The organism is Micromonospora coxensis, assembly GCF_900090295.1.
Taxonomy (GTDB): domain Bacteria; phylum Actinomycetota; class Actinomycetes; order Mycobacteriales; family Micromonosporaceae; genus Micromonospora; species Micromonospora coxensis.
The window spans coordinates 6,410,574-6,423,171 of record NZ_LT607753.1 but is presented as its reverse complement, the minus strand read 5'-3'; the positions used below and the strand labels follow the sequence as shown (position 1 = coordinate 6,423,171).

At 72.6% G+C, this 12,598-nt stretch carries 8 protein-coding genes; 4 read left to right on the top strand and 4 right to left on the bottom strand.

All coding sequences use genetic code 11. The features are described from left to right. Positions 1 to 191: 191 nt before the first annotated feature. Positions 192 to 965 carry an alpha/beta fold hydrolase gene (locus tag GA0070614_RS28550; RefSeq protein WP_088978848.1) on the top strand — a complete coding sequence of 258 codons (774 nt, stop codon included), beginning with the start codon at positions 192 to 194 and terminating at the stop codon, positions 963 to 965. Between the two features lie 51 nt (positions 966 to 1,016). On the opposite strand, the gene GA0070614_RS28545 is transcribed toward GA0070614_RS28550, so the two are convergent. Both GA0070614_RS28545 and GA0070614_RS28540 read right to left on the bottom strand, forming a co-directional pair. Continuing rightward, a complete protein-coding gene (locus GA0070614_RS28545) occupies positions 1,017 to 2,393 on the bottom strand; it encodes an FAD-dependent oxidoreductase (protein ID WP_172892524.1) in 1,377 nt (458 codons plus the stop codon). 201 nt (positions 2,394 to 2,594) lie between these two features. Beyond that, entirely contained in the window at positions 2,595 to 3,848 is a 1,254-nt protein-coding gene (locus tag GA0070614_RS28540) for a glycoside hydrolase family 16 protein (protein ID WP_088978847.1), read from the bottom strand. Between the two features lie 246 nt (positions 3,849 to 4,094). Here GA0070614_RS28540 and GA0070614_RS28535 point away from each other — a divergent pair, with 246 nt between their 5' ends. Continuing rightward, entirely contained in the window at positions 4,095 to 4,937 is an 843-nt protein-coding gene (locus GA0070614_RS28535; RefSeq protein WP_088978846.1) for a S1 family peptidase, read from the top strand. A 169-nt stretch (positions 4,938 to 5,106) separates the two neighbouring features. Here the strand turns inward: GA0070614_RS28535 and GA0070614_RS28530 are convergent, their stop codons facing one another. After that, positions 5,107 to 8,136, bottom strand: coding sequence for a tetratricopeptide repeat protein (locus GA0070614_RS28530; protein ID WP_088978845.1), 3,030 nt, complete (start codon positions 8,134 to 8,136; stop codon positions 5,107 to 5,109). A gap of 358 nt (positions 8,137 to 8,494) precedes the next feature. On the opposite strand from GA0070614_RS28530, the gene GA0070614_RS28525 reads away from it, so the two are divergent. Next, positions 8,495 to 9,928 carry a non-reducing end alpha-L-arabinofuranosidase family hydrolase gene (locus tag GA0070614_RS28525; protein ID WP_197701360.1) on the top strand — a complete coding sequence of 478 codons (1,434 nt, stop codon included), beginning with the start codon at positions 8,495 to 8,497 and terminating at the stop codon, positions 9,926 to 9,928. 76 nt (positions 9,929 to 10,004) lie between these two features. Continuing rightward, entirely contained in the window at positions 10,005 to 11,381 is a 1,377-nt protein-coding gene (locus GA0070614_RS28520) for an endo-1,4-beta-xylanase (protein WP_088978843.1), read from the top strand. A gap of 119 nt (positions 11,382 to 11,500) precedes the next feature. On the opposite strand, the gene GA0070614_RS28515 is transcribed toward GA0070614_RS28520, so the two are convergent. After that, positions 11,501 to 12,487, bottom strand: coding sequence for a LacI family DNA-binding transcriptional regulator (locus GA0070614_RS28515; RefSeq protein ID WP_172892523.1), 987 nt, complete (start codon positions 12,485 to 12,487; stop codon positions 11,501 to 11,503). Positions 12,488 to 12,598: the final 111 nt, after the last annotated feature.

The following is a 12,598-nucleotide window of genomic DNA, read 5'->3' as shown; positions in this document are numbered from 1 at the left end:
CTCGTCGGCGACGTCGGCGTCCACTGTGTCGCACCGGCCACGCCCGGGGACGAGGGACCCGCCGACGACCGCCCTTCCGTTCGGTCCACGCGCCGACTACGGTCGATCCCACGGCGCCGGCGCCCGCGTCGCCGGCTCTCCCGTCGTTCACCTCACGTCGCGGCTGCGCGGCAGTGGAAGGGGGTCGCCTCATGACGATCAGCGACAGCGCCGGCTCCGGCCCGGTCGTCGTCGGCCGGGGACCGCGCACGGTGCTGGCCCTGCACGGGTGGTTCGGCTCGGCGCAGGGCTGGGGCTGGCTGCCGGAACTGATCGACACCGAGCGCTTCACCTGGGCGTTCCTGGACTACCGCGGGTACGGCGCGCGGACCGCGGTGGCCGGTGAGTTCAGCCTCGCCGAGATCTCCCGGGACGCCCTGGACCTCGCCGACTCCCTCGGCTGGGACACGTTCTCGGTGGTCGGGCACTCCATGGGCGGCAGCGCCGCCCAGCGGGTGCTCGCCGACGCGCCGGGGCGGGTCGAACGCCTCGTCGGCATCAGCCCGGTCCCGGCCGGCGGGGTGCCCTTCGACCTGCAGAGCTGGGCACTGTTCGACGGCGCGGCGGCCAACCCGGACAACCGGCGCACGATCATCGACCTCACCACCGGCAACCGGCTCTCCGGTCACTGGCTGGACGAGATGGTCCGGTTCTCCCTCGCGCACTCCACCCCGGAGGCGTTCGGCGCCTACCTCACCGCCTGGGCGCGGACCGACTTCACCGACGAGGTGAAGGGCAGTCCGGTGCCGGCGCTCGCCGTCGTCGGCGAGCACGACCCGGCGCTGGGCGCGGACACGATGCGCGAGACCTGGCTGCGCCACTACCCCAACGCCCGGCTCGAGGTGCTCGCCAACGCGGGGCACTACGCGATGTACGAGACCCCGGTGCGGCTGGTCACGGTGATCGAGGAGTTCCTCGGGCAGTGACCACCGGTCGCCGGAGACCGGCGCGGCAGGTCTTCGGGGCGATGCGCGCGCTCACCGTGCCCGGCGGTTGGCGCGCAGCGCGCCCAGGATCACCCCGGGTGTGGCCAGCGAGCGCGGGTGCTCCCGCATGGAGACGACCTCGTTGAACCGGCGCGCGATCGCCACGTCGGTGACGGTCGCCGCGACGATCTGCCGGCTCACCCACCGGGAGAGCCGGTAGCCGCGCGGATAGGGCCCGTCGACGTGCGGCAGCGCCAGGTCGGCGGAGGTCGACATCGACCAGGCGGCGTCGACCACCACCTTCTGCAACGCGAAGAACCGGCGCGCCGGCGCGCCGAGGTCGGCGCCGGAGCGCAGGTACACCGACAGGCAGGCCGCGTGCAGGGCCGCCGCGGTCATCCCCTGCCCGTACACCGGGTTGAACGACGCGACCGCGTCACCGACGCTGACCAGCCCGGCCGGCAGCCGGGTGAGCGCGTGGAACTCCCGCCGCCGGCTGTCGGCGTGGCCGTAGGTCCGCACGTCGCCGAGCATCTCGTTGGCGGCGACCTCGCCGAACTCCGGCGGGAACTGCTCGCGCAGCCGGCGTACGAAGTCCTCGGCGGTCCGCCCGGGACGGTCGGCGCCGTAACCGGCCATCATGGCCATCCACCGGCCGTCCTCCACCGCGAAGTACGCCGCGCCGGCCACGTCGACGGCCGTGCCCGGACTGTGCAACGCCAGCACGACCGCCGGGTCCGGGTCCGTCCCGGCACGCCGGAACACGGCCGTGGCGTAGTTCAGGTGCACCGGCATCCGCCGGGTCACCGGCCGCTGCCAGCCGGACTGCTCCAGCCAGTCCGACAGCCTGCTCGAGCGCCCCATGGCGTCCACCACGAGGTCGCCGCGCTCGATGCCGGGCCCCCCGCCGGTGTCGCACCGGACTCCGGTGGTCACCGCGCCCTCGATCACCAGACCGGTGGCGCGGGCGGTGACCGTCTTGACGTTGGGCAGGGCCAGCACCCGCTGGCGGATCAGCCCTTCCAGCAGCGGGCGGCTGCCGGCCAGGCTGTCGTCGTCGTCGGGGACGACGACCTTCAGCCGGCCGTCGAGGTAGTTGCGCCGGGCGGCGGGGGGCGCCTCGACCGCCCCCCGCGCCACGGCCTGCGCGCGGAATCCCGGGAACAGGAGTTCCAACTGGTGCAGGCCGCCGGGCAGCAGCGCGTGCAGTTGCGTCCCCTGTGGCACGCCCGGCCGCACGCCGGTGGCGTGCAGGTCGTCCCGGTCGACGACGACGACGCTCTCCGCGTGGTCGGACAGCACCCGGGCGGCCAGCAACCCGGCGACGCTGCCGCCGAGCACGACGGCCTTGCCCAGGACCGGAGACGCCTCGTCGGGGGGCCGCACCGCGTTCAGCGCGGCGAAGACGCGAGCCGGGGAGCGGGACATCGTGCTCTCCAAGGGGGTACGGGGTGTGGCGCCGACCATCGACCACGCTGGCGAACCGGTCCGCCCGACGATCGTCGCACAGCCACCGCCCGCAGCCGGGTAGACCCGCTGGCCGAGCCGTCCCCGTTCCCGTCACCCCGGGTCAGTCGGCGCCGTGCCGCGGCCACCCGCCTCCCCGCGCGGGCGGCCGCGGCGCTCGGCTCAGTGCCGTGACCACTTCTGGTTGCCGGCGCCGGTGCAGTCCCAGAGCTGGAGCTTGCCGCCGTTGTTCGGGTTCGCGTCCCGGACGTCCACGCACCGGTTGGCGCTGAGGTTGACCAGGTCGCCGGCGCTGGTGAGGGTGAAGCGTTGCACCGGGTTGCCGTTGCAGGTGACCAGGTTGACCTCGGTGCCGTTGGCGGTGCCGGCCCAGGCCGGGTCCATGCACTTGCCCATCGCCCGTACCGTGCCGTCGGCGGCGAAGGTCCAGGCCTGGGCGGCGGTGGTGTTGCAGTCCCAGATCTGCAGCTTGGCGCCGTCGACGGGGTTGGCGCCGGGGATGTCGATGCAGCGTCCGCTCTGGGCGCCGCGGAGGCGGGTGGTGCCCGACGGCGGGTTGCCGCCGGGGACGTACCCGGAGACGCGGACGTAGTCGACGAGCATCTGCTGCGGGAACTGGGTCGTCGCGTCGGGGTAGCCGGGCCAGTTCCCGCCGACCGCCACGTTGAGGATCATGAAGAAGGGGTGGTCGAAGACCCAGCGGTTGCCGCCGAGGCGGCCCGGGTCGACCCGGTGGTACTCGACGCCGTCGAGGTACCAGACGATGAGGTTCGGCTGCCAGTCGACCCGGTAGGTGTGGAAGGCGTCGGCGAGCGGGCTGCCGATGGTCCGGCTGCCGGTGATCCCGCCGCCGCCGGAGTAGCCGGGGCCGTGGACGGTGCCGTAGACCGTGTTCGGCTCCCGGCCGATGTTCTCCATGATGTCGATCTCGCCGGCGGCGGGCCACCCCACGCTGCCCATGTCGTTGCCGAGCATCCAGAACGCCGGCCAGATGCCCTGTCCCCGGGGGATCTTGATGCGCGCCTCGAAGCGGCCGTACGTCTGGGTGAAGGTCTGGGCGGTCAGCAGCCGCGCCGAGGTGTACTCGCACCGGCCGTAGTGGCACTGGTAGTTGGCCGGGTTCTCCCGACGGGCCGTGATGACGAGGTTGCCCTGGCCGTCGTGCACGGCGTTGCTGGTGCTGCTGGTGTAGTACTGCCGCTCGTTGTTGCCCCAGCCACCGCCACCGATGTCGAACCGCCACCGGCTCTGGTTGACCGGGGTGCCCGCCGGCTCGTTGAACTCGTCCTGCCAGGTGATGCCGCCGATGTCCGCCTCGGCGGGTCGGGGCGGGGTCCACCAGACGAGCGCCACGGAGATCGCGACCGCGAGCGCGGTGACGATCGCCCAGGCGCGGCGGGCGCGGGTCGGAACCATGACAACCTCCTCGGCGACGGACGCTCTCCCCCGGCCGGCCGTCCAGGAGGGACGGAGCGGGCCGGATCGGGAGAGCGCTCTCAGGGAAGTCTGTCGATTTGTTCATCTACTGTCAACACTCTTTGCAGTTCCGCCACGGCCGGAGCGCCGACCATCGTGGACCGGCGGCCGGTGGCGCTTGAATCCGTGACGCCGACGGCGGATGCTGACAACAGGCATCGACATTCAACGATCGCAGGTGATGGCATGCGTCGTCTTCCGCCCCTCGTGCTGGCACTCGCCCTACTGGTCCCGGCCGCCCCGGCGGCCGCGCACGACGGCGCGACGGGCGCATCCGTCGCACCCACCCTGAGCGCGGTGCGCACCGCCGGCACGGCCTGGGGCCCCGACCCGGCGACCGGCCGGACCACCCTCACCGTCGACGAGTCGGTCACCGAGAGCCAGGCCCGTGCGCTACGCGCGGTCGCCGAGCGGGCCGGGGCGACGGTGCGCCGGGAACCCGGCCGGCTGCGTCTGCTCATCGCCGGCGGGCAGGCCGTGTACGGCGTCGGCACCCGGTGCTCCCTCGGCGTCAACGTCCGCAGCGGCAGCACCCACTACTTCATCACCGCCGGGCACTGCACCCGCGTCGCCGCCACCTGGTACGCCGACAGCAGCCGGACCACCGTGCTCGGCAGCCGTACCGGCAGCAGCTTCCCGGGCAACGACTACGGCATCGTGCGCTACACCGGCACGGTCAGCCACCCCAGCGCGGTGTACACCCACCCGGGGACGCTCACCGTCAACGGCGCCGGCAACGCCTACGTCGGTCAGGCCGTCTGCCGCAGCGGCGCGACCACGGGCGTGCGGTGCGGCTCGGTGACCGGGCTCAACCAGACCGTCAACTACGCCGAGGGCAGCGTCTCCGGACTCATCCGCACCAACATCTGCGCCGAGCCCGGCGACAGCGGTGGGCCGCTCTACTCCCCGGCGACCGGCACCGTCCTCGGCATCCTGTCCGGCGGCAGCGGCACCTGCGCCACCGGCGGGACCACCTACTACCAGCCGGTCACCGAGGCGCTGGCCGCGTACGGGGTCACCGTCCCGTAGACCCGACACGCGGCCCGGAGAGCATCCGTCCACCATCGTCCGGCGGCGGGACGTGCCGGCGTGTCCGGCGGCGTCGGGACGTCGCCCCCCCCCCCCCCCCCCCGACGAGGCGCCGGTGACACCGGCCCACCCAGCGCACGTCGACCCGGCCCACCTACCGGCCGCGGCATCAGCCACGCAGCTCGGCGACCTGCTTGCGTGCCTCGGCCAGCAGCGTCAGTCGGTGGCCGTCCCCGGCACCGAGATCGAGACCTTCGAACAACATCACGGCCTCCACCGCCGCGTCCCGCGCCGCCGTACGATCGACGGGCTGCGCGACGACGCAGCAGGTGTACAAGCTCTCGGCGAGGAACGGGACGTGGCGTCGGTCGGTCGTCGCGAGCTGACGCCAGAGCCGCACCGACTCCGTCACCGCTGCCAGCGCCTCCCGGTAACGCTGCACCGCGTAGAGGTCGCTGCCCAGGTTCGACAGGGCCTTTGCCAGCTCGGCGGCGTATCGCGCCGGTTCGGCACGCGCCTGCCGTCGTCGAATGGCCACCGTCTCGATCGACGCCGCCAGCGCCTCGTGCCACTGGCCGGTGTGCGCCCACAGGCCCGACAGGTTCAGCAGCACGGTGGCCAGTGGCGCGTCGCCGGCAGCGCGATCAGTCTCGCCGCGCCGCCGCCAGATCTCAGCTGCGGCGAGTGCCGGCGGTATCGCCTCGCCGTAGCGGCCGAGCGAGGCGTAGTAGTCGCTGAGCCGGTTCAGGAGATACGCGTACCGCTCTTCGAACGCCTCCGGGTTCTCCCGCGCCAGCCGTCGAAGGAGATCCGCTGCTTCTCCAGCGGTCGCCATCGCCGCCTCGGTGCGCCCGGTCCGCCACAGGTCCGCGCTCAGATTGTCGAGCGCGATGGCCAGCTCACCGGCGTGTTCGGCGAAGCTGTCCCGGGCGAGCAGGCGCAGGATCCGCACCGCTTCTCCGGTGGCGTCGAGCGCTTCCCGATGACGCCCGAGGGCAGCCAGTCTGTTGCCGAGGTTGTGCAGCGACGAGGCCAGCCCGGGACTGTACGCCGCCGGGTCCTCGGCGGCGAGTCGGCGGCGAAGCTGTACGGATTCCCGCGTGACCTCGAACGCCTCCGGGTGCCGTCCCAGGGCTGCCAGGCAGATACCCATGCTGCTCAGGGAGTTGGCCAAGGCGCTCCTGCGTGGAGCCGTGCTGTCCGCCCGGGCGGCCTGCCGGCGAAGCTCCGTCGCCTCCCGCAGTGCGGCCAGCGCCGACTCCGGCTGCCCCAGTCGGGTGCGGTAGTTGCCGAGGTTCGTCAGGGACGACGCGAGCAGTGAGCGGTGCTCCGGCTGCCGGCGGGCGACCGCCCGACGCAGGTCGACGGCCTGCTCGGTGGCCTCGGCCGCCTCCTCGTACCGGCCTGCGAAGGACAGCCGATGGGCCAGGTCCTGCAGGACGGCGGCACGCTCGAGCTCGGTCGACACGGCCGCGAGGCGGTGCGCGGTGATGCGTACGCTGACGGCCGCCATTCCGACGTCCAGATCCAGCTGCCGACCGTCCGGGAAGCACCACGCGATCGTGTCGAGCAGTTCGATGTCGATGCCGTCGAGCACGGCGAGCGCGCCGAGCGAGGGATTCCCGCCCCTCAGCGCCAGGGTCGGGTCCGCCCGCAGGTGTTCGTTCAGGTGCGCGGCGAGATGGGGCCATCGGAGCGCCGCGGCGGTGAGGAACGTGATCGGGCGGGCCGGCTGTGGCAACGGCGGTGCGGTGTCGGCATCCTGGTGCAGCAGGGCCGCCAGGGTTGCGGTACCCCAGGGCGCGGCCGGATAGGCGGCAACGTCATGGCCGGCGAGGGTGAGCGCGAGGAAGTCCTCGGCCAGCCGGTCCGGGTACATCGGTTCGAGTGCCTCGGACGGCGGGGCCGGCGGGTAGCAGACCGCGTGGTCGGTCAGCACCGGGTCGGGGTCGTCGATGTCGGCCCGACGCAGCAGCGCCCGCGCCTGTGAATATGTCGTCGCACCCGTCAGACAGGCGATGAACGCCACCTGCCACATCCGTCGAGGCGGAGTCCGGAACTCCAGACCGTCGCGTGAGCGTTCGTACAGTTCGCGCCAGTGTGCGCGCTCGCGGTCCAGCAGGTATGCCGAGAGGCCGACCATGTCGGCGGGGGCCCGGGCACCCGCGCTGTGCGCGTCGACCGCGACAAGGGCGGCCATGTGCAGGCTCAGGGTCAGTCCGAATCCGGGGTCGTCCAGCGGGACGGGCGGAGGGATCTCCTCGGCACGCGCCAGTCCGTACCGTCGGGCGAAGGCGTCCCGCGCCACGCGGAACATCCGCAGGCGGTCGTCGGGGCGGGCTACCCGGTCCCGGCCCGGCGGGTCGGACAACGGCGCCAGCGGATGTTCGCTGGTGGCCGCCGTGAGCGCGGTCAGGGCACTCCGCACCGATGCCCAGCCGTCGACGCTGCGGGACAGGAACAGCACCCGGGTCGGCACCTGCTGGTGAAAGAGGGAGTTGCTCAACAGCCAGTGCAGGTACGACAGCGGCCACCGGTCCGCGTAGTCGACCAGGACCAGGATGCCGCGGTGTCCGTCCGGGCGCAGGTCGTGGCTGCCTGACGGTCGAGCGCCGGCGCCGAGGAGGACGTCGACGACCTTCCAGCCGTCGGCGACGCTGACGGCCGCGAACTCCAGCGCCAGCCTCGTCTTGCCCTGGCCGCCTGCGGCGAAGAGCCACCGCGCCGCGAGACGCTCGTTGCTCTCGTCCCGCCACGCGGTGAGCTTGTCCATGTCTGCGGCGCGCCCGACGAAGTCGACCACCGAGTACCGGGCGTTCAGGAGCCTGCTGGGCTGCTCGAGCAGCCACGACGGGTCGGCGCTCACCGGGCCACGATGTTCGGCGAGCAGGTACACCGGCCCCCGGTCGGCATGGACGTGCAGGTCGGCGCCGATGACACCGTACCCGTAACCCCCGTCCACCCGGATCTGCTGGGAGATGACCGCGCCATCGTGCGGCACGCGGGCCCTGCCGCCCGCCCTCGACCGCCCCTCTCGATCAGCGCCGACGCCCTGCCGTCCCTCACTCACCGGGCGCTCCACCACCGCACGGCACGGTCGACACGGAGGAGGCGGCGCCGTAGCACCTTTCCCCCCACTCGATACCCATTCCTCCATGGTGACGAAGGCCCGCAACGCAGGGTCCACGGTGGCGGCCATGTCTCGTGTCTCGCCACCATCGAATGGTCGGCCGATCCTCCCGGTCGCCACCACTTGAGCATGTTATCGATAACATGCTATTTTTCGGACCAGAGCGAAGGGCACGCTCCATCGAGGGTCATTGATCAGGTGGCAGATTCCCGACCATGGCCGGGACCGCCGCCGGCGACCAGTCCGGGCTCCGTAGATCGGTCAGCGCGTGCCGCCAGGGCGGGAGAACGCCGCCCCGACGCCCATCACCACCAGCCGGCTCCGCGGCACGTGAATTCCGGCTACCTCCATCGGCAGCGGATCGCCGGGCGCGCCCCGGCGCGCGTCGATGTCGCCGCCTCCGTCCCACCATCGAGGAAGGACCCTGATGCCCACCTGGAGAGCGAAGGCCAGCCTGCTCGTGGCCGCCACCGGCCTGGTCGCCGCCGCCGGCGCCGCGGCCCTGCCCGCACACGCCGCCGTCACCGGCTGCGCGGTGAACTACGCCGTGTCGTCGCAGTGGCAGGGCGGCTTCGGCGCCAACGTCACCGTCACCAACCTGGGCGACCCGGTGGACGGCTGGACGGTGGCCTGGTCGTACGGCGCGGGACAGCAGGTCACCCACGCGTGGAACGCCACCGTCACACAGAGCGGAGCCCAGGTGACCGCCAGGAACGTCAGCTACAACGCCCGCATCGCCACCAACGGCACCGTGTCGTTCGGCTTCAACGGATCCTGGGCCGGCAGCAACCCGACCCCGACCGGCTTCACCCTCAACGGCACCCCCTGCACCGACGGCACGACCACACCGCCGCCCACCACCCCGCCACCGAGCACGCCGCCGCCCACCACCCCACCACCCACCGGCAGCCTGCCGAGCAGTTTCCGGTGGAGTTCCAGCGGCGCACTGATCGGCCCGAAGGCCGACGGTCGCGGCATCGCCGGGATCAAGGACCCGTCGGTGGTGTACCACAACGGGCGGTACCACGTGTTCGCCAGCACGGCGAAGTCGTCGGGCTACAACCTGGTGTACCTGAACTTCACCGACTGGTCGCAGGCCGGCTCGGCCACCTTCCACTACCTCGACCAGTCCCCGATCGGCGTTGGCTACCGGGCCGCGCCGGAGGTGTTCTACTTCGCCCCGCACAAGCTGTGGTACCTGGTCTACCAGACCGGCAACGCGTCCTATTCCACCAACCCCGACATCGCCAACCCGAACGGGTGGAGCGCGCCGAAGCACTTCTACAGCGGCATGCCGGAGATCATCCGGCAGAACATCGGCAACGGCTACTGGGTCGACATGTGGGTCATCTGCGACAGCGTCAACTGCCACCTGTTCTCCTCCGACGACAACGGCCACCTCTACCGGTCGCAGACCAGCGTGGCGAACTTCCCCAACGGCATGAGCCAGCCGGTCATCGCCATGCAGGACGCCGACCGCAACCGCCTGTTCGAGGCCGCCAACGTCTACAAGGTCGCCGGCAGCGACACCTGGCTGCTGATCCACGAGGCGATCGGCAGTGACGGCCGCCGCTGGTTCCGCTCCTGGACGGCGCGCGACATCGCCGGGCCGTGGCAGGCCCTGGCCGACACCGAGGGCAACCCCTTCGCCCGGGCCTCCAACGTCACCTTCCCCGCCGGCGCCTGGACCCGCGACATCAGCCACGGGGAGATGATCCGGACCCAGACCGACCAGACCCTGACCATCAGTCCGTGCGCCATGCGCTACGTCTACCAGGGCATGGACCCCAACGCCGGCGGCGACTACAACAACCTGCCCTGGCGCCTGGGACTGCTCACCCAGACCAACTCGACCTGCTGAGCACCGCCGACGGACGCCCACGGCGGGTGGACGGACGGGTCCACCCGCCGCACCCACCACCTCGAAAGGACCTCTGATGCGCGACATCCCTGACCGCCCCGGCAGCCGGACACCGGCACGACGTCGACGCACGGTGCTGATCCCCCTCACGGCCGTCGCCGCCGCCCTCGCCGCCACGGTGGTGACGGCTCCCGCCGCCGGCGCGGCCACCACGCTCGGCGCGGCGGCAGCCGAGAAGGGCCGTTACTTCGGCGCGGCCGTCGCGGCGGCCAAGCTCTCCGACAGCCAGTACGTCGGCATCCTGGACCGCGAGTTCAACTCGGTCACCCCCGAGAACGAGATGAAGTGGGACGCCACCGAACCGTCCCAGGGCCGGTTCACCTACACGAACGCCGACCGGATCGTCAGCCACGCCCAGGCGCGCGGTATGAAGATCCGGGGGCACGCGCTGCTGTGGCACGCCCAGCAGCCCGGATGGGCACAGAGCATGAGTGGCAGCGCGCTGCGCTCGGCGATGGTCAACCACGTCACCCAGGTGGCGACGTACTACCGGGGCAGGATCCACTCCTGGGACGTGGTGAACGAGGCGTTCGCCGACGGCGGCAGCGGCGCGCGGCGCGACTCGAACCTCCAGCGCACCGGCAACGACTGGATCGAGGTGGCGTTCCGTACCGCGCGGGCGGCCGACCCGAACGCCAAGCTCTGCTACAACGACTACAACACCGACAGCGTCAACCCGAAGTCGACGGCCATCTACCACATGGTCCGTGACTTCAAGGCGCGCGGCGTACCCATCGACTGCGTCGGCTTCCAGTCGCACCTGGGCACCTCGCTGCCCGGCGACTACCAGGCCAACCTGCAACGCTTCGCCGACCTCGGGGTCGACGTGCAGATCACCGAGCTGGACATCACCCAGGGGTCGAACCAGGCCGCCATGTACGGCGCGGTGACCCGGGCCTGTCTGGCCGTGGCCCGCTGCACCGGCATCACCGTGTGGGGCGTCCGCGACAGCGACTCCTGGCGCGGCACCGACAATGCGCTGCTGATCGACCGGTCGGGCAACAGGAAGCCGGCGTACCAGGCCGTCCTCGACGCGCTCAACGCCGGGAGCGGCACGCCGCCGCCCACCACGCCGCCGCCGACGACCCCGCCGCCCACCGGTAGCGGGTGCACCGCCGTGGTCTCATTGAACTCCTGGACCGGCGGGTTCGTCGCCACCGTCCGGGTCACCGCCGGAGCGGCTCCGGTCGACGGCTGGACGGTACGGGTCACCCTGCCCGCCGGCGCGACCGTCACCAACACCTGGAGCGCGCAGGCCGGCGGCAGCACCGGGACGGTGAACTTCCGCAACGTCAGCTACAACGGCCAGCTCGCCGCCGGCGCCAGCACCGAGTTCGGCTTCCAGGGCACCGGCACCGGCCCGTCCGGCACCCCGGCCTGCACCGTCGGTTGACCGGCTGCCGGCCCGGCCCGGTGGGGGCGGGCCGGCAGTCACCCGGCCCGCGCGCCGATGGAGCCGGTCGGGCGCGCGGGCCGGGGCGGCGGACGGGCGACCGGGCAGCGTCGGGTCGGTCAGCGCGGCGGCGCAGCGACGCTGTCCCGGGCGACCAGGGTGGGGGCGATGGTCTGCCGCAGCTCACCGCCGGCGCCGCCCTCGATCTGGCTCAGCAGCATGTCGAGGCTGGCCCGGGCCACCGCGGCGAAGTCCGGCCGTACGGTGGTCAGCGGCGGGATGAAGTAGGCGGCCTCCGGCACGTCGTCGAAGCCCACCACGCTGATCTCGTCGGGCACCCGCCGGCCGTACTCGTGCAGCGCCCGCAGCACGCCGAGCGCGAGGTGGTCGTTGGCGGTGAAGATCGCCGTGACCTCCGGCATCCGGGCCAGCATCTGCCCGCAGCGGTAGCCGGACGCCGCCGACCAGTCCGCCGGCACCGGCTGCGGCAGCTCCGCGCCGGCCGCCCGCAACGCCTCCCGCCAGCCCTGGATACGACCGGCGCTGTCGAACCAGTCGGAGGGTCCGGACACGTGCCAGACCGTGCGGTGGCCGGCATCGAGCAGGTGTCGGGTGGCCTCCCGGGCACCGGCGACCTGGTCGACGGTGACCAGCGGCACCGACCCGCCCGGATCGCCGTCGACGGTCACCAGCGGGACGTCCTTCGGGAGGCGTTCCAGCGCCTCGCCGGCCGACTCCACCGGCGCGATCACCACCAGACCGGCGACCCCGTGGGCCAGGTGCCGCTCGACCACCGCAGAGACCGACCGGTGGTCGAGATCGCGCACGCTGCCCACGCTGACCGCGAAGCCCGCCTCGGCGGCGACCTGCTCCAGGGCGGCGAGCAGCGACGCCGGCCCGTACAGGGTGGTGTTCTGCGCGACGACGCCGATCACCTGCGAGCGGCCGGTGACCAGCGCGCGGGCCGCCCGGTTGGGCCGGTAGCCCAGCTCGGCGATGGCGGCCTCGACCCGCAGCCGGGTCTGCTCCCGGACGTAGGGGTGCCCGTTGAGCACCCGCGACACCGTCTGGTGGGAGACACCGGCAAGACGGGCCACATCCGTCATCGCAGGACCCCGCGCCGCCATCCCACTCCCCCCGCCCACCGGCCGGTCGCCCCGACCCGCCGGGGCGAGAGGACACCCCGATGCCCGATCGCCTCGCGGCATCGGCACCGG

What these genes read in the sequence shown, in the direction of transcription:
- GA0070614_RS28550 (WP_088978848.1), top strand. Translation starts at nt 192, where the DNA reads ATGACGATCAGCGACAGCGCCGGCTCCGGCCCGGTCGTCGTCGGCCGG.
- GA0070614_RS28545 (WP_172892524.1), bottom strand. Translation starts at nt 2,393, where the DNA reads ATGTCCCGCTCCCCGGCTCGCGTCTTCGCCGCGCTGAACGCGGTGCGG.
- GA0070614_RS28540 (WP_088978847.1), bottom strand. Translation starts at nt 3,848, where the DNA reads ATGGTTCCGACCCGCGCCCGCCGCGCCTGGGCGATCGTCACCGCGCTC.
- GA0070614_RS28535 (WP_088978846.1), top strand. Translation starts at nt 4,095, where the DNA reads ATGCGTCGTCTTCCGCCCCTCGTGCTGGCACTCGCCCTACTGGTCCCG.
- GA0070614_RS28530 (WP_088978845.1), bottom strand. Translation starts at nt 8,136, where the DNA reads ATGGCCGCCACCGTGGACCCTGCGTTGCGGGCCTTCGTCACCATGGAG.
- GA0070614_RS28525 (WP_197701360.1), top strand. Translation starts at nt 8,495, where the DNA reads ATGCCCACCTGGAGAGCGAAGGCCAGCCTGCTCGTGGCCGCCACCGGC.
- GA0070614_RS28520 (WP_088978843.1), top strand. Translation starts at nt 10,005, where the DNA reads ATGCGCGACATCCCTGACCGCCCCGGCAGCCGGACACCGGCACGACGT.
- GA0070614_RS28515 (WP_172892523.1), bottom strand. Translation starts at nt 12,487, where the DNA reads ATGACGGATGTGGCCCGTCTTGCCGGTGTCTCCCACCAGACGGTGTCG.